This is a genomic window from Vibrio splendidus (assembly GCF_002873455.1).
In the GTDB taxonomy this organism is placed as follows: domain Bacteria; phylum Pseudomonadota; class Gammaproteobacteria; order Enterobacterales; family Vibrionaceae; genus Vibrio; species Vibrio splendidus_J.
This window is the reverse complement of record NZ_MCUN01000013.1, coordinates 42,248-66,150: the sequence shown is the minus strand read 5'-3', so window position 1 is coordinate 66,150 and position 23,903 is coordinate 42,248. Positions and strand designations below refer to the sequence as shown.

General features: G+C 42.0%; 20 protein-coding genes and 2 pseudogenes. 15 read left to right on the top strand and 7 right to left on the bottom strand.

All coding sequences use genetic code 11. The features are described 5' to 3' along the window. The first annotated feature begins 31 nt into the window (after positions 1-31). The 5 genes from BCU75_RS13055 to pheT all read left to right on the top strand — a co-directional run bounded on the left by BCU75_RS13055 (position 32) and on the right by pheT (position 7,338). The gene (locus BCU75_RS13055) at positions 32-838 is read left to right on the top strand and encodes an outer membrane lipoprotein-sorting protein (protein WP_102474115.1); all 807 of its coding nucleotides are present in this window, start codon (positions 32-34) and stop codon (positions 836-838) included. A 9-nt stretch (positions 839-847) separates the two neighbouring features. After that, positions 848-2,104, top strand: coding sequence for a hypothetical protein (locus tag BCU75_RS13050; protein WP_102474114.1), 1,257 nt, complete (start codon positions 848-850; stop codon positions 2,102-2,104). Between the two features lie 270 nt (positions 2,105-2,374). Further along, positions 2,375-3,547, top strand: coding sequence for a GGDEF domain-containing protein (locus tag BCU75_RS13040; protein WP_102474270.1), 1,173 nt, complete (start codon positions 2,375-2,377; stop codon positions 3,545-3,547). A gap of 383 nt (positions 3,548-3,930) precedes the next feature. After that, positions 3,931-4,914: a phenylalanine--tRNA ligase subunit alpha gene (gene pheS, locus BCU75_RS13035; RefSeq protein ID WP_004734764.1), complete on the top strand. Its 984-nt coding sequence runs from the start codon at positions 3,931-3,933 to the stop codon at positions 4,912-4,914. A gap of 18 nt (positions 4,915-4,932) precedes the next feature. After that, entirely contained in the window at positions 4,933-7,338 is a 2,406-nt protein-coding gene (gene pheT / locus BCU75_RS13030) for a phenylalanine--tRNA ligase subunit beta (RefSeq protein ID WP_102474112.1), read from the top strand. Between the two features lie 159 nt (positions 7,339-7,497). Here pheT and BCU75_RS13025 read toward each other — a convergent pair whose 3' ends face one another. Next, positions 7,498-8,373 carry a DUF2971 domain-containing protein gene (locus BCU75_RS13025; protein WP_102474111.1) on the bottom strand — a complete coding sequence of 292 codons (876 nt, stop codon included), beginning with the start codon at positions 8,371-8,373 and terminating at the stop codon, positions 7,498-7,500. A 296-nt stretch (positions 8,374-8,669) separates the two neighbouring features. On the opposite strand from BCU75_RS13025, the pseudogene BCU75_RS13020 reads away from it, so the two are divergent. The 5 genes and pseudogenes from BCU75_RS13020 to BCU75_RS24755 all read left to right on the top strand — a co-directional run. After that, positions 8,670-9,542, top strand: a pseudogene (locus BCU75_RS13020) (alpha/beta fold hydrolase). 832 nt (positions 9,543-10,374) lie between these two features. Then, a complete protein-coding gene (locus BCU75_RS13015; RefSeq protein WP_102474110.1) occupies positions 10,375-11,334 on the top strand; it encodes an alpha/beta hydrolase in 960 nt (319 codons plus the stop codon). A gap of 73 nt (positions 11,335-11,407) precedes the next feature. Next, entirely contained in the window at positions 11,408-11,785 is a 378-nt protein-coding gene (locus BCU75_RS13010) for a hypothetical protein (protein WP_102474109.1), read from the top strand. A 7-nt stretch (positions 11,786-11,792) separates the two neighbouring features. Next, positions 11,793-12,323 carry a hypothetical protein gene (locus tag BCU75_RS24210; RefSeq protein ID WP_133148295.1) on the top strand — a complete coding sequence of 177 codons (531 nt, stop codon included), beginning with the start codon at positions 11,793-11,795 and terminating at the stop codon, positions 12,321-12,323. Positions 12,324-12,329: 6 nt separating this feature from the next. Further along, positions 12,330-12,676, top strand: a pseudogene (locus BCU75_RS24755) (alpha/beta fold hydrolase); the annotation flags it as partial. Between the two features lie 168 nt (positions 12,677-12,844). Here the strand turns inward: BCU75_RS24755 and BCU75_RS12990 are convergent. Beyond that, positions 12,845-14,353 carry a DUF3360 domain-containing protein gene (locus tag BCU75_RS12990; RefSeq protein WP_102474106.1) on the bottom strand — a complete coding sequence of 503 codons (1,509 nt, stop codon included), beginning with the start codon at positions 14,351-14,353 and terminating at the stop codon, positions 12,845-12,847. 315 nt (positions 14,354-14,668) lie between these two features. Between BCU75_RS12990 and BCU75_RS12985 the strand changes: the two genes are divergently transcribed. From BCU75_RS12985 to BCU75_RS12975, 3 genes are all read left to right on the top strand, one after another. Then, a complete protein-coding gene (locus BCU75_RS12985; RefSeq protein ID WP_102474105.1) occupies positions 14,669-15,007 on the top strand; it encodes a cytosolic protein in 339 nt (112 codons plus the stop codon). A gap of 83 nt (positions 15,008-15,090) precedes the next feature. Further along, the gene (locus tag BCU75_RS12980; RefSeq protein WP_102474104.1) at positions 15,091-15,963 is read left to right on the top strand and encodes a patatin-like phospholipase family protein; all 873 of its coding nucleotides are present in this window, start codon (positions 15,091-15,093) and stop codon (positions 15,961-15,963) included. A 15-nt stretch (positions 15,964-15,978) separates the two neighbouring features. Further along, a complete protein-coding gene (locus BCU75_RS12975) occupies positions 15,979-16,347 on the top strand; it encodes a hypothetical protein (protein WP_102474103.1) in 369 nt (122 codons plus the stop codon). A gap of 320 nt (positions 16,348-16,667) precedes the next feature. Here the strand turns inward: BCU75_RS12975 and BCU75_RS12970 are convergent, their stop codons facing one another. The 4 genes from BCU75_RS12970 to accD all read right to left on the bottom strand — a co-directional run bounded on the left by BCU75_RS12970 (position 16,668) and on the right by accD (position 20,465). Continuing rightward, entirely contained in the window at positions 16,668-17,762 is a 1,095-nt protein-coding gene (locus tag BCU75_RS12970; protein WP_102474102.1) for a methyl-accepting chemotaxis protein, read from the bottom strand. A 748-nt stretch (positions 17,763-18,510) separates the two neighbouring features. Then, positions 18,511-18,957: an NUDIX hydrolase gene (locus BCU75_RS12965; protein WP_102474101.1), complete on the bottom strand. Its 447-nt coding sequence runs from the start codon at positions 18,955-18,957 to the stop codon at positions 18,511-18,513. 187 nt (positions 18,958-19,144) lie between these two features. Then, complete coding sequence (locus tag BCU75_RS12960) at positions 19,145-19,387, bottom strand: hypothetical protein (protein WP_102474100.1); 243 nt, start codon at positions 19,385-19,387, stop codon at positions 19,145-19,147. Positions 19,388-19,604: 217 nt separating this feature from the next. After that, the gene (gene accD, locus BCU75_RS12955) at positions 19,605-20,465 is read right to left on the bottom strand and encodes an acetyl-CoA carboxylase, carboxyltransferase subunit beta (RefSeq protein WP_102474099.1); all 861 of its coding nucleotides are present in this window, start codon (positions 20,463-20,465) and stop codon (positions 19,605-19,607) included. A 164-nt stretch (positions 20,466-20,629) separates the two neighbouring features. Here accD and BCU75_RS12950 point away from each other — a divergent pair, with 164 nt between their 5' ends. Both BCU75_RS12950 and BCU75_RS12945 read left to right on the top strand, forming a co-directional pair. Further along, entirely contained in the window at positions 20,630-21,535 is a 906-nt protein-coding gene (locus BCU75_RS12950; RefSeq protein ID WP_102474269.1) for a LysR family transcriptional regulator, read from the top strand. 331 nt (positions 21,536-21,866) lie between these two features. Beyond that, positions 21,867-22,070, top strand: a complete 204-nt coding sequence (locus BCU75_RS12945; RefSeq protein ID WP_004736343.1) for a hypothetical protein — start codon at positions 21,867-21,869, stop codon at positions 22,068-22,070. Between the two features lie 368 nt (positions 22,071-22,438). Here BCU75_RS12945 and BCU75_RS12940 read toward each other — a convergent pair whose 3' ends face one another. Beyond that, entirely contained in the window at positions 22,439-23,596 is a 1,158-nt protein-coding gene (locus tag BCU75_RS12940; protein ID WP_102474098.1) for a DUF3500 domain-containing protein, read from the bottom strand. Positions 23,597-23,903: the final 307 nt, after the last annotated feature.

Genomic DNA, 23,903 nt, shown 5'->3' with positions numbered 1-23,903 from the left:
TACTGTGGTGGGCTGACTCAAGGAGATCATTATGAAAAGCTTTAAACACTCTATTGCAAAGAAAACACTAATAACGTCATTGATGACCATTGGCGCATTCGTTTCTTTCCCTGCGATGGCCGACCCCGCGAAAGGCCTAGAGATTGCCGAACAACGTAAAGCCGTTGATATGGGTTGGGGCGATTCAGTCGCAACCATGGAAATGCTACTTCGTAATAAACAAGGTGAAAGCAGCACACGCTTAATGCGATTGAAATCATTAGAAGTGGATGACGATGGTGATAAAGGGCTGACTATTTTTGACGAGCCGCGCGACGTAAAAGGTACGGCTTTTTTAAACCATTCACACATCTCTAAATCGGATGACCAATGGCTGTATCTGCCTGCATTAAAGCGTGTAAAACGCATCTCTTCACGCAATAAATCGGGCCCGTTTATGGGCAGTGAATTTGCTTACGAAGACCTAAGCTCGTTTGAGCTGAAAAAGTACACCTTCAACTACATTGAAGACGCCAAAATCGAAGGTGTCGATACCTTTGTTTTAGAGCAAGTGCCGACTGACAAAAACTCAGGTTATACGATGCAAAAAGTATGGCTAGACCAACAATATTACCGCCCAGTTCAAGTGGAGTTTTACGACCGTAAAGGCGCATTGCTCAAAACCCTCTCGTTCCAAGACTACAAACAATACCTAAACCAATACTGGCGTGCACACACCATGTCGATGCAAAACCACCAAACAGGCAAGAGCACGGTTCTAACCACGACAGATTTAGCGTTCCAGACCGGTCTTAAGGACAAGGATTTTCAAAAAAACACACTTAAACGTGCAAAGTAAGGCAAGAATATGAAAAGGATTGTGTTAACAGGAACGCAGTTATCTTTAACCTTGGCAGCGACAGTTGGGCTTATGCAGGTGTCGTTGCCTTGTGTGGCGGCTGGTTTTAGCTCAGAGCGAGTAGAGCTGTTTAGCCAAGCGCGACTAGAACAGTTCACCCCGGAACTTGCAGGGCAGATAAACCTTGAACACAGGCAGTTCTTTAGCGACGGCTTACAAGGGCAGGGCAAAGGGCAGACCTCACTGGTGTTGCAACCAGAGTTTTACTGGGAGCAAGACGAGGGCAATGGCAGCTTTACCTTTACGCCATTTTATCGCCTAGACAGCGAAGATGATGAGCGAACTCATGGTGACGTTCGTGAAGCTCTGTATCTCAATTATTGGGACGATTACGAACTGCGCGTAGGTGTTGGCAAAGTGTTCTGGGGTGTGACCGAATCGGCGCACTTGGTCGATGTTGTCAACCAAACCGATGCCATTGAATCGGTCGATGGTGAATCTAAGTTAGGTCAGCCTATGTTGCACTTTACGTCCATCAAAGACTGGGGAACCATCGATGCTATGTTACTGCCTTATTTTCGAGAGCGCACCTTTGCAGGGGAAGACGGTCGGTTAAGAACGCCCGTACCCGTTTCAGACGATGCGCTTTACGAATCTTCGAGAGAAGAAAAGCACGTTGATGTAGCACTGCGCTATAGCCAAATGTACGGCGACTGGGATGTCGGTTTAAGTTACTTAGGTGGCACCAATCGCGACCCTTATTACCGTGTTGAAGGCTCACAACTTAAACCGTATTACGCGCAAATGCAGCACTTCGGACTTGATGTGCAAGGCATTGTTGGTGATTGGTTATGGAAGCTTGAAAGCATTTATCGCGACAGTTACGACAATCACACTGGCGTTGTGACAGGTTTTGAATACACGTGGGTTGGGGCGCTTGAGTCGTATTGGGACATCGGTTTTATTGCGGAATACTTGTATGACAGCCGTGGCAACAACGCGCAAAGTGTTGGCCAAAACGATGTGTTTCTTGGTGCGCGTTTCGCCTTAAACGATGAAGACGGAACCGAAGTGCTCACGGGCATCACTCAAGACTTAGATAACAGCGATGTCTACAGTGCAAAGTTGGAAGCATCAAGCCGTATTAACAACAACCTCAAGTGGCGATTAAACGCGTGGTTGTTTGAGAACGAAACCCCAGAAGACTTGTTGTTCTTTGCGCGTAAGGATGATTTTGTTGAGATGGCGTTGGAATATTACTTTTAGTATTTCCAACGAGTGAGCATTTCTAACAACTTAGCATTTCCAAAAAGTTAGGTATTTCCAACAAGTTAATGCCGGTTTATTGGGCGTTCTGGTTGAGTAAAACGTCTCAAATTTAAGATGATTTCTATTTAGAATGATGAAAGTCGTCTTTTTATAAAAAGGAGTAAACAATCGAATAGACCCACAGGTAGAATGGTTATATTTGTTAAGCACATATAGCCTCCACATATGCATGAAATTGTGCTGGGTGGCATGGGCATTGAGGGATTTATGAATTCTTTCACTTGGGATATGAACTTTGAAACCGGCATTGGTGTTGTTGATGACCAACATCAATACCTTGTCGGTTTTATTAACCACTACGGAAACCTGTTGTCGGAGAATACGATCTCTATCGATGACATTAACGTCGCTTTGATTGAACTTACACGTTATGCCGAGTTTCACTTTGAAGAAGAAGAGTCTTTGATGAGAGCGCGCAATGTGTACGGCTTGCATATTGAAGAACACATCAAAGTTCATCGAATGTTTATGCGAGATATCTACAGCATGCAAGCATTCATTTTAGAAGATGATCAGTCGTCGGCGCGTCAGCTATTGGATTTCCTCATCCATTGGCTTGCTTATCACATCCTTGGTATCGACCAAAATATGGCGCGACAAATGGCCGCGATAGAAGAGGGTGCGACACCTCGACAAGCGTATGAAGCAGAAGAAAAGCAGAAAGACTCTTCAACCGTCCCTTTGTTAGCGGCTCTTAATGGCTTATTTGAACAAGTTTCTGAGCGCAACAAACAGTTATTACGGTTCAACCAGTTACTTGAAGAAAAAGTCGAGGAGCGCACGGCAGAATTAAAACGAGCGAATAAGAAACTCGAAGAGCTGTCGTTAACAGACTCACTCACCACTTTGCCTAACCGTCGCTGTGCCTTTAAACAATTAGCGGTACATTGGCAAGACTCCAAAGAATTTGGCACGCCTTTAGTGTGCATTATGATTGATGCCGACCACTTCAAGCGCATCAATGACACTTGCGGGCATGATGCAGGTGATTTGGTGCTACAAACCCTCTCGCGTGAACTGAAAAACACGTTTCGCAATGACGATATTGTTTGCAGATTAGGGGGCGATGAGTTCTTGGTTATTTGTCCAAATACCGATCTTCAAGGTGGTATGCATATCGCTGAAGCAACTCGACAGAAAGTGTCTGAATTGCAGGTTGAAACTGGCAATCAAGTTTGGAATGGCAGCATTAGTGTCGGTGTGGCCGAACTAACCCAAGAATTAGGTTCAATTAACGAGTTAGTCAAAGCCGCCGATGAGTCTGTTTATTTAGCGAAAAACGCAGGTAAAAACAGCGTTTGTTCTATTCAGATATCGAACTCAGTTCATTTAAAATCTAGAGAGCAGTTCCATTCAGATTTAGAGCACGGTTCACTTTAGACTTAGAGCTCCGTTCATGTCAGGTCTAGAACGTAGCTCGCTGTTAATTTAGAACATAACTCACTTCAGATTTAGAACACAGTTCACTTTAGTTTTAGAGCTTCGCTCGCTTCAAATCTAGAACCTAGCGACTTTAAATCTAGAGTCTAGCCGCTTTAAATCCAAAACCTAGCTCGCCTCCAAATAAAGAAGTGGAACCAGTAATTGTTCCACTTCTTCTTACTCCTCATTAATATCCTGTTAAATTTGCCGTGTTTTTAGTCAATAACTTGCTCTTTTAACGATTCAATTTGGCATTGTTAGCGTGTTTGATTAGTATGTGTAGCTATCTAAAAAAACTAATCATCCGATACGGACACTACCAACTGGTAGATGAGGAAATGATGCAACATCTAGAAGAGATCATTGCTAATGCAACGACTGCTATTGATACAGCAGATTCGTTAGTCGCACTTGATGAAGTGCGAGTTCAGTATTTAGGTAAGAAGGGTGAATTAACTCTTCAACTACAAAGCCTAGGTAAACTTCCACCTGAAGAGCGTCGCACTGCTGGTCAAGAGATCAACAAAGCGAAAGGTGCTGTTCAACAAGCGATCGCAGCTCGCAAAGACGCACTACAACGTGCAGAGCTTGAAGCGAAACTAGCTGAAGAAACTATCGATGTGAGCCTACCAGGTCGTCGCATTGAGAACGGTGGTCTTCACCCAGTAACTCGCACAGTTGAGCGTATCGAACAGTTCTTTGGTGAGCTTGGCTTTAGCACTGAGTCTGGCCCTGAGATCGAAGATGCATTCCACAACTTTGATGCACTAAACATCGCAGACGATCACCCAGCTCGTACTGATCACGATACTTTCTTCTTCAACCCTGATCTAATGCTACGTACGCACACTTCTGGTGTTCAAATCCGTACGATGGAAAACGGCAAACCGCCATTCCGCTTCATTGCTCCGGGTCGTGTTTACCGTAACGACTACGATCAAACTCACACGCCAATGTTCCACCAAGTGGAAGGTATGTTAGTTGATGAGAACGTAAACTTTGCACAACTTAAAGGCATTCTTAACGATTTCCTTTGTAACTTCTTTGAAGAAGAAGTTGAAGTGCGTTTCCGTCCTTCATTCTTCCCGTTCACAGAGCCTTCAGCTGAAGTTGACGTGAAACGTAAAGATGGCAAATGGCTAGAAGTTCTAGGCTGTGGCATGGTTCACCCTAACGTTCTTCGCTCTGTTGGCATCGACCCTGAGAAATACTCTGGTTTTGCATTCGGTATGGGTGTAGAGCGTCTAACGATGCTTCGTTACGGCGTAAATGACCTTCGTGCGTTCTTCGAGAACGACCTTCGTTTCCTTAAACAATTCAAGTAATCCGGGGCAGTCAAAACTATGAAATTCAGTGAATCTTGGCTACGCGAGTGGGTTAAACCTGCAATTAACAGCGAAGAGCTAGCTCACCAAATCACTATGGCTGGTTTGGAAGTTGACGATGTAGAACCTGTTGCGGGTGTTTTCACCGGCGTTAAAGTAGGTAAAGTGGTTGAGTGCGGTCAGCACCCAGACGCAGACAAACTACAAGTAACTAAAATTGATATCGGCGAAGAAGAGCTGCTAGATATCGTTTGTGGTGCATCTAACTGTCGTCTTGGCCTAACTGTAGCAGTAGCAACAGTTGGCGCAGTACTTCCTGGTGACTTCAAAATCAAGAAAGCAAAACTACGTGGCGTTCCATCGCACGGCATGCTTTGTTCTTTCTCTGAGCTAGGTATCGACGTAGAGTCTGACGGTATCCTTGAGCTGCCAGAAGGCACAACGTTAGGTATGGACGTTCGTGAGCTTCTTGAGCTTAACGACGTAACTATCGACGTAGACCTAACAGCAAACCGCGCAGACTGCTTCAGCATCCGTGGCCTTGCTCGTGAAGTTGGCGTACTAAACCGCGCAGACGTTACAGAGCCAACAGTTGAAGCTGTTGCAACAAGCATCGAAGACACAGTATCTGTTGAAATCAAAGCAACGGATGCTTGTCCACGTTACCTTGGCCGTGTGGTTAAGAACGTAAACGTGAAAGCAGAATCTCCAATCTGGATGCAAGAAAAACTGCGTCGTTGTGGTATCCGTTCAATCGACCCAGTTGTAGACATCACAAACTACGTGATGCTAGAGCAAGGCCAACCAATGCACGCATTTGATCTAGCTAAGATCGAAGGCGGTATCGTGGTTCGTCTAGCAGAGCAGGGCGAAAAGCTAACACTTCTAGATGGCAACGAAGCTGAACTAAACAGCAACACACTTGTTATCGCAGACCAAAACAAAGCACTAGCAATCGCTGGCATCTTTGGCGGTCAAGATTCAGGTGTTACTACTGAAACAACAGACGTACTTCTTGAAGCTGCATTCTTCGCACCGGATCACATCCGTGGTCGCGCACGTGCTTACGGCCTTCACACTGATTCTTCTCTACGTTTCGAACGTGGTGTTGATTCAACACTTCAAGCAGCAGCAATGGAGCGTGCAACACAGCTTCTAGTTGAAATCTGCGGTGGTGAAGTTGCGCCAGTAAACGGCAGCGAATCTGAAGCTTCACTTCCTAAAGCAAACGTAGTTGCTCTACGTCGCGCTAAGCTAGACAGCCTACTAGGTCACGAAATCCCATCTACAGACGTAGTGGAAATTCTTACTCGCCTAGGTTGTAACGTTACTGTTGTTGAAGATACAGAAAGCACAGACGCTGGCTGGACGGCAACGTCTCCATCTTGGCGTTTTGATATCGCAATCGAGCAAGACCTAATTGAAGAAGTAGGTCGTATCTACGGTTACGATAACATTCCAAACCAAGCGCCTAAAGCGGCACTTAAAATGAATGACCACAAAGAAGCTAACCAACCGCTTAAGCGCGTTCGTGACCTTCTTGTAGACCGTGGCTACCACGAAGCAATCACATACAGCTTCGTAGAACCAGAACAGCAAAAGCTTGTTGTACCTGGTGTTGAGCCGCTAATCCTGCCATTCCCAATCTCTGCGGATATGTCAGCAATGCGTCTTGGCCTAATCCAAGGTCTACTAAATACAGTTGTTCACAACCAGAAGCGTCAACAGTCTCGCGTTCGTCTATTCGAATCAGGCCTACGTTTCATCCCTGAAGCAACAGCTGAAAACGGCATGCGCCAAGAAATGATGCTTGCGGGCGTTATCTCTGGTACACGTGGCGAAGAGCACTGGGACATTGCAACTAACACTGTAGATTTCTTCGATCTTAAAGGTGACCTAGAAGCCGTTCTTGAGCTTTCAGCAAACGAAATCGCATACAGCTTCAAATCTGCTAAGCACCCAGCACTTCACCCAGGTCAAACTGCGGCTATCGTAGTAGACGGCAAAGAAGTGGGTATCATTGGTACTGTTCACCCAGAACTAGAGCGTAAGTTTGGTCTTAACGGCCGTACTATCGTATTCGAAATCGAATGGGCAGCTATCAACACTCGCGTGCTTCCAGAAGCAGTAGCAGTATCTAAGTTCCCTGCAAACCGTCGTGATATCGCAGTAGTTGTTGACGAAGCAGTCGCTTCTGGTGACATCGTAGAAGCGTGTATCGCAGCTGGTGGCGAATTCCTAACAGGCGCTAAACTGTTCGACGTATACGTTGGTCAAGGCGTTGAAGAAGGTAAGAAGAGCCTAGCAATCGCACTTAGCCTACAGTCTGTAGAGCGCACACTTGAAGATGCAGACATCGCTGGTTCAGTAGATGCTATCGTAGCTTCAATCTCAGAGAAATTCGGCGCAGCACTTCGCGACTAATCTCTTCTGATAGATAGAAAAATCAAAGGCCTCGCATGCGAGGCTTTTTTAAATCAGGAAACGGATGCTAACTCATTATTGGACAGAAACGTTTTAGAACTGATGTTCTATAGTGTTTCTGTCAGATTAGGAAAAGTATTTTTAGACCATACTCGTTTGTTAGAATTCTTTTTGTTGGGGTATTTGTCTAAATGATTTAAATCCGAACGGAGCTGGATTATTAGTCCACCCACCTGAAGTATGATAAAACTGTAGGCAGAAATCATCGTCATTCAATAGTGCATGATTGAACTGAACAAAATCGAAAGCGTCATCGCCCTCGATTAAGTCGATTATCTCTTGTTTTTTATCTTCATCCATTGCGCAACCAAATGTAATTGATCTAATGCTTTTTTTGTTATAGTTAAACAAATGAAACTTTCCATCTTTAACTTCTGAAGCCTCGCTCAATGGTAATACTGCTCTGTATTCTTGTTCATAACCCCACTCCTCTGACTTTTTATAAAATACCCTGTGAAAGTTGTCTTCATCAATATCTTCGTACGTCAGGAAATCTCTACTATCGCTATACTCAACCTTTTCAACCTCTATACCAGAGATAAAGTCACTACCAAACTCAATAACAAACCCGCTATGTGAATTTGCATAGTGAGACCACATCAATATATTAGTTCTTGGATCTTTTTTTTCAGGCACATAAACTGACAACAATGGATTCACGTTAGGGTTTGAAGTCAAGCTAAGAACACCGTAATTTTTTACCTTATCCTTATATATTTTTTGATACTCATCCAAATGAGATTCTCTCTCTGAAGAGTAGCTTCTATCTTCATCAGAAAATTGAATATTATTCAAATCTTCTTCCGGTAAACTTAATACCCACTCAATATATCTACGAGAAAGTGGCGTGATGACAGGCTCAAGTTCAAAGGGGTCATTAAATTCACCAATTGGAGCAAATCTAATCTGTCCGTTTTCTAAGATATCTTTTCGTTCAAATGATACAAATTTGAAAAAGGATGATGGATTCTTCATCAATATTAACCTCGAAATTCTAACAGTGTCTTTTCGGCAGACATTGGCTAAATCGTATTTTCACAAAGTGCTCAACTAAGTTCATACTCTGCTAATAGGAAAAATTGGTCAAGAACTTACATGAGAAAGTGGTCAAGAATCTCGTGGGGCAGAAATGAGTTGGTTAAGTTACCAAGCACGGGAGAGGTGTTTATCTAAATCACCCTTGACCCGTCTAAAGCTTCACACTTTATAGTGGCTATATTGATTGAGAGGGGCGCTTTCTGTGTTCCCTCCAAAGTAAGCAGAGAGACACTATGAAACGTTTAATTTTAAACATCACACTCTTGGTATTCATGGCACTTGGTAGCATGAATGCCATGGCTCATGATTCAACGGTTAAATATGGTATCGCGATATCTCACGATGGTGAGCAAATTGCGTATGGCAAAAGTGGAATTGGGGATATTGCGCTGATCTTCATTCACGGTTGGAGCTTAGACAGCAGGCTTTGGCAAAACCAAGTGAGTGAGTTTTCAAAGCAGTACCAAGTGATCACCATGGACTTAGCAGGGCACGGTAATTCATCGTTCGACCGTGAAGAGTACACCATGGTTGCGTTCGCTGAAGACATCAGAGCGGTGATCGAGAAAGAACAACTCGAATCCGTCATCTTAGTCGGCCATTCCATGGCGGGTGGTGTGATTGCAGAAGCCGCTAAACTGATGCCGAAAAGAGTGAAAGGCATTATTGGTGTCGATACATCGCAGAACGTCGCACTAGCGGTTTCATAAAGCGACCTAAATGCAATGACCAAACCGTTTGAAGCAGACTTCCAAGCGGGTATCACTGCGTTCGTGAAAGACTCTCTACTAAAAGACGTAGACGCAGATTTACTTTACTGGGTAACGCAAGACATGGCATCAGCACCGCCAGTAATCGCGATAAACCAGTTCCGCTATTATCTAGGCCAATACGTGACAGGCGAAGCCCACCGTGTGTATGAGAACGTGAATGTGCCAGTAATATTGGTTAACGCTCGCCTATGGCCAACGGGTTCGGAAGCGAACCATAAACACATCAAGGACTACAGCATTTACTACATTGAAGACTCAGGCCACTTCCCAATGCTAGAGCAACCACAGCAGTTCAACACAACGTTGCTGAAAGCGGTTCAGTCAGTGAAGTAGGGAGGTTGTAATCATTCTATAGATAAAACTAAGGCCTCGAGATTGCAGGGCCTTAGTTTTTAAGTTAAATCGATGGAGCCTGTCAATCTGATAGAGTCCATTACTTTTTGTCTTGAGATTCTTTATATTTTTTTGTAATCCACTCATGCAAATGAAGTCCCGTTTGACGCTTTAGGAATACACTGATACCAGCCAAAATTAACAGTCCAATTATTGTGCCCATAATCATCTCCATGCTTTGTCATTTTTTAAATTCATTTTAATCAATACGTTAGTGTTCTGATTAATCCATTGATTTCATCATTTTATCTATATTAAGCCCTGTTCACGCGCTGCTTTTCTCGCTCGTTTAAGACGAACATCTAAGTCTGATGAGATTTTGATGTTCAGTGATACTTTGGATTGTTTTTTCTGTAATGACATATCGATTCTCAACTTTATCTAAAAAATACCATAAACTTTTCTACCTTTTTAGCAGGAAATTTTTAGGTTGATAGATTTGGGAGCGAACAAGAAACACATCAAGGACTACAACATTTACTACATTGAAGACTCAGGTCTCTTCCCAATGCTTGAGCAATAACAGCAATTCAACACAACGTTGATGAAAGCGGTGCAGTCAGTGAAGTAGGGCGGTTGTAATCATTCTATAGATAAAACTAAGGCCTCGCGATTGCGAGGCCTTTTTGTTCATATCACCAAAACGAAAATATCTTCTTCTATATGAGATCTTTATCACGCTTTGTTTTTATGCTACTGCTTTAATAATAAGCTGGGTGAATAATAAAGTGGTGTATTATCAACGCCGCCGTTCGAATTTGAGGAATATCTAATGTTATTTATCACTAACCGAGAACCGCAAGGCTCAATACGAACAAAGATAGATCGGAAGTTTCAATTTGACTTAAAAAAATCAGCACCGTCGAATTCACTCTATTGTTGCCTTAGAAATAAAGAAGGCGATTACACCGAAATCGGGCATCTAAAGTGGCTTTATGAACTGAAAAAAAGTCCAAAGGATCAAATTCTTTTCTATATTCACGGTTTTTCAAACCAGCCTGAGCCTGATATATTTCCTCGCACAGAAAAACTACAAAAATTGTTTGATAAAAAAGATGAAAATTTGGTTCAAGTTGTTCCTGTTATTTGGCCTTGTGATAATGATATCGGTATTGTTAAAGACTATTGGGATGACCAAAAGTCTGCAGATATGAGTGCATTTTCACTTTCTCGTGCATTAGAGTTTTTTATGAAGTGGCGGTCTGAACAACCTGAAAATGACCCTTGTCTTAAAAGAATTAATATTTTAGCACACTCTATGGGTAATAGAGTTCTTCGTCAAACGTTAACGTTATGGGATAGGTATGATTTAGCGAATGGTACACCACTTTTATTTCGTAATACTATATTGATGGCGCCAGACATAGTTAATGAGTCACTTGAGAGGGGTCATAAAGGGCAATTAATTAGCCAATCATCACGTAATGTTTCGGTCTATTATGCAGCAGATGATTTGGCTTTGCGAGCAAGTAAGATTTCAAATTTAAAGAATAAAGTGGCATCCAGAAGGCTTGGACATAGCGGTCCCGAAGATATCAGAAAAGTACAATCAAATGTTTATTCTATTGACTGCGATGATTTAAATAGTATGTATGATAATCCGAAAGGACACTCGTATTTTTTAGATGACAAAAATGGTAATCCTGGTTTGGTTTTTGAACACTTATATCAATCGATTAAAACAGGTAGAGTTACGGTTGATGATAAAGTCAATCGAAAACATATCCTTTAGTTTGTACATCAAATTTAATCGGTGAGAACTTTACTTAGTTAAATTTATCTAAATTACGCAAAGGAATAGAACGATGAAAAATGCTTTATATCTGTCTTTGTTTGCAATTTTTTCTTCTAATTATGCATATGCATGTCCTATTGGTCCTTTCCACTGTACTCCTCCTAAGAACCCAGTGGGACCACCGATTGGTGTGTTTATGCCTGTACCAATGGTACCGGTTTTGACTGAAATCCAAAAAGATGAAAGTCTTATCTTAATTAAGGATAAGAATAATTCAGTTACATTTTATTCTGACAAAAACCTGCAATCGATACTTGATACTGAGTCTAGAGAGGTGGAGCTACCTAATTCAACGCTATATCAAATTGATAAGTCTATTATAGATGTTCATCCAGATCTTAAATATTTTGATAAAGCAACAATATATTATTTCTCTTCAAAGGAGTAACCTAGGAATGAATTGGTTATTTGTTTTACTAAACTATTTTGCCTTTACGGTGTTTATATCTGTTTTTATTACTATGATATTTTCTTCAATTATTTGTTGGAAGAATAAAGAACTATCATCCTTGCCTCTAATTTTGGTTTTGTTAATTGGGGTATCTGTAATTGGTGCTTGCGCAGGATTTTCTGGTGGGATGAGTAGAGTAGGAGTAGTTGGAGCCATCATACCTGCCATGTTTACGTTGTTAGGCGGTTTTTCCATATATTTGTTTGGGGTTGATACAACTAAGGGAGTTTTATCTTCAATTACAAGTGCATGTTTTGCGTTATCACTCTTTGTAGCTTACGCAACTGGCTCTCAATTAAGAAATATCGGCGATGAGACTAGAGATTTACGTAGATATTGTGCGAACGCTTACTCTGACCCCAAGCTGTTAGCAAATAAAGAATCATTAACTGTGTTTGAAGAAAAAATGGGTGATTGGTGCAATGCTGGAATGGTTTGGAATTTAGGTCAAGCCAATGAAATTAATGAGAAATAATAATTTGACTTAGTAATCTTGATTATTCACTTTATGGTCGACGGTGTTATTGCATAAGCCGACCACTGATGGCAAAGAGAGTAAATGTCGACACATCGTAAAACGTCGCACTAGCGGTTTCACAAAGCGACCTAGATGCAATGAGCAAACCGCTTGAAGCATAAACCGGCATCATTACGTTCGTGAAAGACTCGCTACCAAAAGACATAGACGCAGATTTACTTTATTGGGTAACGCAAGACATGGTCTCAGCACCACCAGTTCTGGCGATAAACCAGTTCCGCTATTATCTAGGTCAATACGTGACAGTCGAAGCACACCGAGTATATGAGAACGTAAACGTACCAGTAATATAGGTTAACGCTCGCCTATAGCCAACGGATTCATCAGCGAATTAATGGATTCGATAAGCTACAGAAACAATAGCGACACTCATTGATCTCACTGGTTTGATAGATAAAACAAGGCCTCGCGTGTGCGAGGCCTTATGCTTTCAAAATAAAACTAAATATTAATCGAGCCTAACGAAAGCTCGGGATAATCGCTGGTATGCCCGGTAGAAGACCAACCAACGCCATCACACCACTTAGCACAATAAACATAGTTCCAGGCAATACCCAACGGCTCATTTTACTCAGTTCACTACTACGTTCTTTACAACCGACTAAGCCTAAGTTATCCAACAGCATGGTGAGAGCCCAACCAAATGCTGGGTTAACCAGTGCTGAAGAAAATACAACAATCGCAGCTGATTGTGTGGTTTTCCCTTCACGCGTCATTTCCATGCCAGCTTCTAGCAATGGCACAAATACCCCAACAATAAGTGCTACACACAATACAGGTTGCCAGATAGCTAGATCCATCGGGTAACCCCAAACTGCAGCGATAATACAGAACAGAGCCGTCAGCAAAGCGCCAGCAGGAATAGGGCGTTTAGCAATCGCCGCCGGTACGATGTAAGTACCCCATGAAGACGTAAAGTTAGTACCACCGAGCAGAGAACCGAACGTTTGACGAATTGAAGCCGTGGTCATGGTGTCGTCAATGTTCATGTGTACTTTTTCGGTACGTTCTGGGTAGCTGATTTTTTGAAATACTTGATGTCCTAAGAAATCTGGCGACCACATAGCGACAGCCAAAATTGCAAACGGCAATACCACCATGAAGTGTTCAATCGTCGGTAGGCCTAGCATCCAACCTGTATCTTCTCCCCACCAATACATAGGGTTCATGTTAGGCAAGCCTGGCTCAGTGTGGAAAGCAAATGGGGCTCCCATGGCAAATGCAATCGTACCACCCAGCAAGCAGCTAAGAGGTACTGCTAACCAACGTTTACGGAAGTGTTCCAATAGCGCGTACAAAATAATGGTGCAAAAGATCACGACAAACGCGATATGGCTCATGCCGATTCCCTCAGCCCAAGCGAACAGCTTTTTCACTTGAGAAGCGGTTCCAACAAAGCCAAGGTAGAGCAATAATCCGCCACATACGCCTTTACTGGTGAGGTTGGCCAACATGCTGCCACCTTTACTGATGGCTAAGATGAGGCCAAAAGCGCCAATCAATAACCCAAACGCCATAGGGTGTCCGCCTGCTGCAACCACAATTGGAATTAAAGGGATGAGTGGGCCGTGTGTACCTGCGAGGTTAGCGGTCGGCAATAAAAAACCAGAGAAAAGAATGATGAAAACAGAGGCGATGAGCAGTTCATAACGAACGTTTTCTAAGATGAAGCCTTCGTTTAAGCCGAGCGCTCCAGCAAAGGTGGCTGCAATCGCGCCCACCATAACTATCTTGCCAATGGTCGCCGCCATCGCTGGGATAGTATCTTCTATTTCGAATCGATAATCTTTAAACGGCAAATTGGGACGCCAGCGTTTAGGCGACATAATTTGTAATTCGTGTTCTAAATACTGTTCTCGGGAGTCAAACTCTGAGCTTGGTTTGTGTTGTTGTTCATAGGAGAGTTCGTCCTCGTTGGCTTGAGGCTTATCTGTTCGTATATGTACCGACTCTAAAGTGCTGCTCATTTTGATTCCTTTCGTTCACACTCTAAGGTGTGTTATTCCAACAAACGTTATTGACTCACGCAAAGGCGTAAACAATGTGTAAACTTATCATTAAAGATTCATTAACATTTAGTGGCTGGTACCTTATACCAAACCAAAAAAAACAAATAGTCTCAGTCGGTTAGACATTAGTCGTAGAGTCGGACGACTAGTATTAGACCCTGTAGATAGTATGTGTCTGTTTATTTGTAGTCCCTTAATTTCTCCCACGTTCAGCACTTGATAGTGTTAGAATCTCCCCATAAGAATTATCGAAAAACTAGGTATTTATCAACAATGTTTATCCATCACGTAAACGGCATCGACTGGCTTGTGATTACAGCTTTTGAAGAACTGAAACCGATGTTTATCGAAGATGCAGGCCCAATCCCAGCTTATTTTTCTACCGCCAGTGAATTGAGCCTGATTGACCAAGCCAAGCGCAGTTATGGATTTTTACCTAAACTCCGGGGTGTGATCACCGATACCGGCACTTTTCAAAGTGAAAATCTTGAAGAAGATTTAAACCCACAGCTAGCGTGTATAGTGGAAGGGCGTGGTCGGGTGTTTATCTATCACGGCGACTATGTGGCTTTTGTCGATGACGAGCAAACCTTCATTACTCGCATGGACTGAAAATGATTCAGTCACTTGAGATTGGCGGATTGGTAAATCAGCGAGTTAGCCGCTCTAGAATCAAAAATTAAAGGATTAATACGATGGCAAAAACGGTCTCATTAGTACTTGGCAGTGGTGGCGCAAGAGGCTTGGTTCACGTTGGAGTCATCCGCTGGTTAATTGAGCATGGCTATCAGATAAAATCCATCTCTGGCTGTTCAATTGGCGCACTTATCGGCGGTGTCTATGCGGCGGGTAAGTTGGATGAATTTGAGGAGTGGGTTACCAGTATCGACCAATCGGATATGACTATGATGTTGGACTTTTCATGGCAGTCGAGTGGTATGTTCAAAGGGGACAAGATCATCGACACACTACGTGGGCTGATCGGCGAGATTTCAATTGAAGACTTGCCCATCCCTTATACCGCGGTTGCCGCCAACGTTGCCGATGAAAAAGAGGTTTGGCTGCAATCAGGTTCTCTGTTTGATGCGATTCGCGCCTCAATCTCTTTACCACTGTTCTTCACACCTCATGTCGTCAATGGCGAAGTGCTGATTGATGGCGGAGTGCTCAACCCCGTGCCGATTGCGCCCACTTTCGGAGATAAGACAGACTTTACACTGGCTGTGAATTTAGGTGGTGAACCTGAAATGGTTCAACAGGAAACGATACCTGTTTCCCTACCAACGAAAGAGAGTAACCTGCATGAGAAGGTTGTTCATTTTATTGATAATTTAGGTAGCAGCGTAAAAAGCAAAATGAGCTTTAATTTTGTTGCCTACGACATTGCTAACCAAGCGTTTGATGCGATGCAATCGACTATTGCTCGCCAAAAACTGGCCGCTTATCCCGCCGATATTACGCTTGAACTCCCACGTAATGCTTGTGGCACCTTAGAGTTTGACCGCTCACAAGAGATGATAGATAGAGGCTACCATTTGGCACAGGCTAAACTGGGTAACCGGCTTTAATGTATTTGTTGCTGAATGAGAGTATTTATGGAAACTGAACTAAAAGAGCTTGAACTCCACGAGCTTATGGCAACAAAAGATGTCATCGTGCTCACCAGCATAGAAGTGTCAGCTGTATCTTGGCTGATAGATTACTATCAAGAGAATACTGATATCCAGATTATCGAGAACGCACATCAACTCGATACTGAAGCGGTTTTAGCGCAATGTCGAAACAGCCTGAGTGAAAGTAAAAAGGTCATACTTACCGCGCAGTTTCGTAGCCAACTGCCTATCATCAATATCGCTTCATTGTGTAATGAGAAGCGCAAATCATTGATCAATATTGAGTTGTTAGGTTGGGACGAAGAAAATCGCCTTCCTCATTCTTACAGTAGTTTCTAGCTGATAGCCCTTCCTGTGTCGATGGTTTAGCGCTTTAACCAGGCTAATTTTAAGGCTTGAACCAATTCCCAATGCTAGAACAACCAAAGCAGTTTAATGAACAGTTGATGACGGTGGTGGAGTAGGGCGGTTGTAATCGTTCGATAGATAAAACTAAGGCCTCGCGTGTGCGTGGCCTTTTGCTTATAGAGTGGTCACAATAAATCGGTTTCTACCAATTTTTTGGGAACACGTTGGTTAGTGGTATTGCGTTAACCAATTTGAATGTATGGGATAAGTACAAGTACAAGTACAAGTACAAGTACAAGTACAAATACAAGCTACTTTGCTTCAGTTTCGATAATTTCATTCATTAAACGATCGATTTGAAAGACAACTTGTATACTTGCTTCTTCCATTGCTTTAACTGATTTTATGGTTCCTTCAATGTCCCCCGATGCTCCTTGATTCATTGCTTTACGACCATTGTCATGTACCCCTTTATGAGGTTCTTCAAGCAATTGATAACTTCTCAGGTGGTTGTAAGCTTTGCCATCACCACGATAATACCACTGACCTAAACGACACTCTGAGTGAGTATTGATCGTTTCACTAAAGGCACCGCTTTGTAGTAAGCGATAAGTGTTATTTTTCCAAATGGCGTGATCGAGCTTCACCGAATCTAAGAAAGCGCGAGTGGAAGCAATATGAATAACTTGTTTCATGTTTTCCGATTTCACAACAACTTCATTCACAATAGAGCTGATTTGCGCAGAAGATGCTGAAACTTCTTCAGCACAAACTTGGTTTTCATCGATAGAGGTTTTAATCGCATTTACTTGAGTCAAAACTTGTTTCACTAATGAATCAATTTTTTCACTGGCTTCGCTGGCTTTACCTGCAAGGGTTCTAACTTCATCGGCGACGACAGCAAACCCTCGTCCTGCTTCACCTGCACGTGCTGCCTCGATCGCAGCATTTAATGCCAGTAAGTTGGTTTGGTCCGAAATCTCTTGAATGGTTGATACAAGGTTAGAAATAGCACCAGCAGTGTTATCTAATATAGTGACAGATTCAATGCTTTGAGATGCTTGAGTACCGATATTAAGCGCTCGGTTGTCTAGGCGCACTAATGCTTGATGCGTCTGCTTAAACATATCATCGAGTTGCTGAAGTTCTAGGTTCTCATGAGCCATGGATCTAGCACTTTCAACCATCTCTTTTTGAATGGTTTTGAGCATATCTCCACCTTTCAAACAATTCGACATCATTTCATTACTGTTGTGTTGTTCTTGCTGTGCTAACTGAACAATATGTTGAGACTTTTGTAGCTGATTTTCGAGGGCGCTTACATCAGCCTTATGCTTCTTTTTTAGGTCTGTTAATTCTTGTTTGAGTGCTTCATTTTCTAATTTAATTCGTTTTATTCCAAACATAAGATACCTATATATAACTCGATGGGTTATTTGTTAAGCTAATGACTGGTGTGGATTGATAACGTATTGGGTTTCACGATAATTATTATCGACAGGATTGTAGCAAAATATTATAGGCATGTTACCTCTATTGACTGTTTAGAGGTTATAGATACTAATATTGATAATTTTGTTATTAATATTCACGTGACGTAAATATTAAATATGTCCGCCTTGAATGTTTTTAAATGATTTTTGGTAAGGGTATTGCTGTTCGAATGAATCAGAATAAATGTGAGTTCACCGATGTTGTACATAGAGTTAAATTTTAGGCTATACCCGACCTTTAGTCGCAAAGCATAGGGCTACAATTTTGAGCGACTTACACCAAATGGCACTCTGAGGCACTAAGGATACTTAAGGCTCTTAATCATACTCAGTTTGTAATACTCGCTTCAGTACTAAGGTGAAAGATAACGAAAACAACTAACACAAGCGGAAATAATATTAACTACCAGTTTAAATAAGATAGCAATATCCAAATTGATGAGAGGTTTGGTGTTAAAGGAACTGATAGTCAAAGGTAGCGCTAATCAAGATTCACGTAGCGTTTCACTCGAACTTACGCAGGTCGGAGAATCTTTGACAAAAGGGTTTAACGTTACTCGAATAATTAGATAAGCAATATTTCGGGAGCTTGAGAAATAACAAAAATCTGTTTGTTTCTTTTCTTCGAGACATTAGAAATTGAACTTACATAAATTCGATTCTAACTCTTTCGAGGGTGGAACTTAAGCCGCTCAGATAACTCCCATAAAGCTATTCGATTTGAATCATACTTTAGAAACTCACTCGCTTCAGAGGCCTTACACCAACGAAACTGAGTGTGCTCTGAAGATAACTGTGGTTCACCCGAAACCTTCACTGAGAATGCGTATTCTGGTATCACATAAGGATGGGTGTTCCATTTTTCATGATCAGAGTAAAACACTCTAGGCAACATACACATAGAGTCTAATTGGATCCAATCAATACCTGTTAACGAGGTTTCTTCATATAATTCTCTTATCGCAGCAGCGAGTAAAGACTCTCGGTCTTCACCGCCACCAGAAACTGCTTGCCATTCACCATTATCTGCTCGACGAGCAATCAAGAACATAGGGTTTGCCATTTCAAATTTATATGGGAATATCAATACCTGAAATGGTGCTCTCATTAAATTAGTCCCACAATTGTTATGCATCAATTGATACTACAACCATTAAGAAAAGTTAGGTAATTTTAGACTGAAATTTTCGTCGTTTTATTGCGCAAATTCGAAACGGTGTTAATTGAGATCAACCGATAGGATAGACGAAAGATTGTCGTTAGCGAACTTTGTCACTCTCTCTATCCACTCGTTACTATTTAGGCTGGTGGCCAGTCTTCCTCGCAAGTTCTTGCATAGCCTCGGCAAACGTAGTTGTTCCGCCCTTCGCTTTAACCTGAACTACCTTATATCCTTGGCTTTCCAGCGCTTGGCGCTCTGCTAAAACGGCTTTGTCATCTGGTTGACTGCCTTGCACAGGCTGGTGAATGTAACACCCCTCGAGTTGACCATCTTCGACCAGTTGGTGGTGTTTTAGTGCATTGATATCAAAATTCATAGTAAGTCTTATCGTTTAAAATGGAGAGTCTCTGTGGCAAGGCCGCAAGTCTTTATGGTTCTATCGTTTGTACCATACGGCATTTTAACTATAAGAAGCTAGTGCAAATACAGCTGCCTGTTCAGCGACAAAGAATATTCTCCCCTCGGTCTTCAATCTAAACAGATCGTTAAACTTCATTCGAAGGAGAGTTAGAGTGGGACGGGGGCTATTGATCCTAAGCTTGAATTCGTGTGTTGGTCATCATCGCGATGAGTTTTGCGACGCGTATACGCATATCACGTCTATCAATAATCATGTCCAAAGCGCCATGCTCCAGTAAGAATTCACTTTGTTGAAAGTCGTCAGGTAATTTCTCTCGTACCGTTTGTTCGATCACTCTACGTCCTGCAAAGCCAATTCGCGCTTTGGGTTCACCAATATTGATGTCACCAAGCATCGCTAAACTGGCTGACACACCGCCAAAGGTTTGGTCGGTTAAGACGGAGATATAAGGGAGCTTTGCATCGGATAGCCGCTTTAAAGCAGCACTGGTTTTTGCCATTTGCATTAAAGCCATCAATGACTCTTGCATGCGAGCTCCACCACAAGCCGAAAAGCAAACCAGTGCACAGTTTGATGCTATTGCTTGATTAACGGCTTCCACAAATCGAGCACCGACAACCGATCCCATAGAGCCAGCCATAAAAGAAAATTCGAAAGCGCACGCTACAACAGGCAACCCCACCAGTTCGCCTTTCATAGCAATCATCGCGTCCTTTTCCCCTGTGTTTTTTTGAGCTAAAGCTAGGCGCTCTGTGTAGCGTTTATTATCTTTGAAACTGAGCAAATCTTTCGGTTCATGTTGTTTACCTAACTCAGTTCGTTCACCTTTATCTAAAAAAGTGTCTAAACGAAAGCGTGCTGTCATCCGCATGTGGTGTTCACATTTAGGGCATACCTCTAGATTTTCTTTAAGGGCTATGTAGTACAAGACCTGATCACAGGAGGGGCATTTGGTCCATACCCCTTCAGGAATTGATGCCTTACGTGTACTTATTAGTTTCTTTTTATCGAATAGCTTTTCTAACCAGCTCATGGCGAGACCTTATCCAGTTCACTTTTAATGTTGAGTATTGTATAAGCCTGATATTGGTAATAAAGTGCTTAAAATTGGCTTTATAATCCAACCTGATGGGATTATCTGAGTGTGTGGAATTGTTTAGGTGCGTGAGATTATTGAGATAAGGGGGAATGGTTAGAATGCTTGAGAAGATTGACCAACAATGGCTTAAAAGTTTTCACTGTGTTTATGAGAACAACAGCTTTAAAAGAGCCGCAGAGTTTTTGTGTTTGCCGACCTCAAATGTCAGTCGCCACATCGCTTTGTTAGAAGAGCAACTAGACCTTCGATTATTCGATAGAACGACTCGCCGAATTGCTTCGACAGAAGCAGGGGACCACCTCTATCTACGAACTCAACCATTGTTGGACAAACTCAATGATGCGCTCGAAGAGGTAACACAACATTCTCGCGAGGTGGTGGGGCAACTCAACGTACTCATGCCAGATTCACAGGAATTAGCCCGAGCCGTTGTGTCTTTTTGTGCTCAGCATCCTTCCATTTCATTGTGTTGTGATACAAGCATCAGTTCTAAAGAGGACTTTGTGGATGGTTTTGACGTTATTCTGAGTTTTCATCGAGGGAAGCTTGAGGATAACAATTGGATAGCGAAAGAGATTAAGCGTTGGCCTAGCATTGTTGTGGCATCGCCCAAACTCCTGCAAGTATCTTCTAAACCTTTTCAGATTACGGATTTGAAACATGTCCCGTGTATTAGTAGCTTTACCGTGTTAAATGGTACGCCATGGGTATTTAAGAACGCAACCGGTGAGGTAATTACTCAAAGAGTAAAATCTGCATTTAAGGTCAATAGTGGGCAACTTGCCAAAGCAGGTGCATTGGCTAGTTTGGGCTTTGCGATACTCCCTGCTGAATTTTGCCGCGATGAAATAGATACTGGCTCTTTGGAAGTCATAGAACTTGAATACAAACCTGAAGATTTGGTTCTGTACGCCTTTTATGCGTCGAGAAAGCATATAGCAAAAAAGGTTCCGATGTTCATTGAGCACTTAAAACATCAAGCGAATCTAGACGCGAAAAAATAACAGAAAATTCGGAGGCTAGGGGCTCTTCCCTAGGTTAGATATGTACTCACTATTTATGGACAAATCTAAGACCTCGTACTTGTGAGGATTTTTGTTTTTCGGGGCGTGATAACAAACTCTTGGACAGAAGTGAGTTTCGGAGAACCAAGTATTAGCAAATCACGAATTAGCATAAGTATGGAAAGTCACTAAGTTCACTGTCCAGTATTGATGGTGCACATCACTGTCTTCCTTTTACACAAATCTGACATTGATGAATGCCATAAGCTATCGGTATAAACATCAATATATTGTAGTATTACATTCGTATTTATACTTATTAGGATTTTCTATGTTGATTCACGAATTTTCGAATAAGGACGTTACCGCTGAGCATGTAATTTTAGCTCAAGCAATACTAGCAGGGACTGCTCAAGGTGATAAAAGTAAAGCACAGCGCTTTATGATTTTTGTAAATGAGATTCCCGATGCACCGACTGTGCAAAACCTGATTCCACGCTTTAGTCAATTTATGAAGCGCTTTAAAGCCAGTTGACATTCAGAATACGTTACACAGGGATGTGTAATTAAGATCACCAACTCCCCCCTAACCACTACCTACTTTTAAACTCTATCTGACCCTATGCTCGCTCTATATCTAGCCATTGTTGTCAGAGGACAATAGAGTTTGATCAATTTTAAAAACATTTCTAGACAGAAATCATTCAGCGGATTGTCTAAATTAGTATTTAACGGATTATCTAAGGTATCTCAAAGCCTCTGTTTTTTTTCCAGATTATTCACCCACTATACGATATCAATTACTGAGAATTACTGAGGGTTAATAGAGGTAGATGTTCGATCGTGATTTGTCATCATGCAGAACAGAGTCAGTGGGGAATCCTACTGACTCTGTGAGTTGAGTTATTGTTTTTCAGGTCTTATCCCTTTCGTGTGGTGTTCACTAATATGGGTTTTCAACCAATTCTCGCCGTAGTCATTTGATGGATCACGAACGATTGTGTGAGGGTGTGTGTTCCAGTCGAACCCCGTACGCTGATCAACAAAATCAATGAGAATGCTTGGGCTATTAACTCTGAAAAATACTTGCTCACTTCCATCGCTAGGACCCATCCACATGAAGTAGATGTTTTCCCATCCATCGTTTTTAATTTTTTCTAACTGGTTATCTGCTACATCATGGTCAGCGTTATGTACGTATTCTTCGATAAGAATCCAAAGAAGCTCTTTTTGTTGAGCGTTGAGTTGATCCCCTCTGATTCCTCTTTTTTGTATTTCGCTGTCTTTGCTTCCTGGACCAAAGAAGTCTTTAGCTCCATATTTTGTGAAAGGAACCGTGTCATTAATGATTGCTAATGATTTTTGCTTAGGATCTAAGTTGTTAAGTAATTCGTAGCCTCTACGTCGCTCTTGTGGCAAAAATTGATAACCAGCTTCAGCACCTTCGCTAATAACTGCGGGATCTGAACCATAGAACATAGGAACAAAAGTAGCCTTTCCATCTACAACAGTAAAGTTAGCGGCTAAGTGGTGACCTGTTAGCATGTAACCCCATTTACTTTCGCTTCTGGGATCGCCATAAAAGGAAACCCAGTAGTTGTTTGCTCCTAGACTTTGGTTTTTATTAAAAAATTTCTCGGAGGTTAGCTCGCGATTCTCGCCTTCTTTCTTTAGTTGATTATCACCTTGAATCGCTGCCCAGATTTTATAATAACCTTGAGAACTAGTTGATGAGATAAGAAGTTGATGTAATTGGTGGCGTTGCTCTATAGAGAGCCGACCAATAGGCAATCCATTTCTCGCTTGCGAATCAACAGGGGCATTTGTCCAATAAGTTCGGTTGCTACTGTCACTGAACTTATACAATATATCGTTTAATTGTTCGTTGCTTAAAGCTTCAAGCAATTTGCTTGCTTCCATTGTCATCTGGTTTGAACTACTGACACTTGTAGGTAGTGTCTGTTCATGAACATGGTCAGCATGAGCTAACACACTGGTAGTGTAGCCAGTGCTTACAAATGCAGTTATTAGTAGGGCACACTTGATCGGATTTAACTTCATCACTTTCTCTCAGTTGAGTTTATTAGAATCTGCTGAGGATTTTATAAATCATGGTGTGTATTTTTTGTGAAAAATATTAATTATTGTGAGTAGATGGGATTTGTTGCTCTATAGAAAATTAACACAGTATCTATATTTAGATTCAGTAGAGAGTTTTAATGCTACTTCAGTTTCTTACTGAACAATAAGGTTGTCATGAATCTTAAGTGTTTAATAGCAGGCTGTATTAGAGGTTTGCCCTTTTACGCAACAACGCCGTACATCATGTAAGTTGCGTGATGACTATTTAGGACTTAACTTGGATTAT

Excerpts from the sequence above, each read along its gene's own strand:
- BCU75_RS13040 (WP_102474270.1), top strand. The coding sequence starts at position 2,375 with ATGAATTCTTTCACTTGGGATATGAACTTTGAAACCGGCATTGGTGTT.
- BCU75_RS12950 (WP_102474269.1), top strand. The coding sequence starts at position 20,630 with ATGCTTGAGAAGATTGACCAACAATGGCTTAAAAGTTTTCACTGTGTT.
- BCU75_RS13025 (WP_102474111.1), bottom strand. The coding sequence starts at position 8,373 with ATGAAGAATCCATCATCCTTTTTCAAATTTGTATCATTTGAACGAAAA.
- accD (WP_102474099.1), bottom strand. The coding sequence starts at position 20,465 with ATGAGCTGGTTAGAAAAGCTATTCGATAAAAAGAAACTAATAAGTACA.
- BCU75_RS12965 (WP_102474101.1), bottom strand. The coding sequence starts at position 18,957 with ATGAGAGCACCATTTCAGGTATTGATATTCCCATATAAATTTGAAATG.
- BCU75_RS12980 (WP_102474104.1), top strand. The coding sequence starts at position 15,091 with ATGGCAAAAACGGTCTCATTAGTACTTGGCAGTGGTGGCGCAAGAGGC.
- BCU75_RS12975 (WP_102474103.1), top strand. The coding sequence starts at position 15,979 with ATGAGAGTATTTATGGAAACTGAACTAAAAGAGCTTGAACTCCACGAG.
- pheT (WP_102474112.1), top strand. The coding sequence starts at position 4,933 with ATGAAATTCAGTGAATCTTGGCTACGCGAGTGGGTTAAACCTGCAATT.
- BCU75_RS13050 (WP_102474114.1), top strand. The coding sequence starts at position 848 with ATGAAAAGGATTGTGTTAACAGGAACGCAGTTATCTTTAACCTTGGCA.
- BCU75_RS12945 (WP_004736343.1), top strand. The coding sequence starts at position 21,867 with ATGTTGATTCACGAATTTTCGAATAAGGACGTTACCGCTGAGCATGTA.
- BCU75_RS12940 (WP_102474098.1), bottom strand. The coding sequence starts at position 23,596 with ATGAAGTTAAATCCGATCAAGTGTGCCCTACTAATAACTGCATTTGTA.
- pheS (WP_004734764.1), top strand. The coding sequence starts at position 3,931 with ATGCAACATCTAGAAGAGATCATTGCTAATGCAACGACTGCTATTGAT.
- BCU75_RS13010 (WP_102474109.1), top strand. The coding sequence starts at position 11,408 with ATGAAAAATGCTTTATATCTGTCTTTGTTTGCAATTTTTTCTTCTAAT.
- BCU75_RS13015 (WP_102474110.1), top strand. The coding sequence starts at position 10,375 with ATGTTATTTATCACTAACCGAGAACCGCAAGGCTCAATACGAACAAAG.
- BCU75_RS24210 (WP_133148295.1), top strand. The coding sequence starts at position 11,793 with ATGAATTGGTTATTTGTTTTACTAAACTATTTTGCCTTTACGGTGTTT.
- BCU75_RS12990 (WP_102474106.1), bottom strand. The coding sequence starts at position 14,353 with ATGAGCAGCACTTTAGAGTCGGTACATATACGAACAGATAAGCCTCAA.
- BCU75_RS13055 (WP_102474115.1), top strand. The coding sequence starts at position 32 with ATGAAAAGCTTTAAACACTCTATTGCAAAGAAAACACTAATAACGTCA.
- BCU75_RS12970 (WP_102474102.1), bottom strand. The coding sequence starts at position 17,762 with ATGTTTGGAATAAAACGAATTAAATTAGAAAATGAAGCACTCAAACAA.
- BCU75_RS12985 (WP_102474105.1), top strand. The coding sequence starts at position 14,669 with ATGTTTATCCATCACGTAAACGGCATCGACTGGCTTGTGATTACAGCT.
- BCU75_RS12960 (WP_102474100.1), bottom strand. The coding sequence starts at position 19,387 with ATGAATTTTGATATCAATGCACTAAAACACCACCAACTGGTCGAAGAT.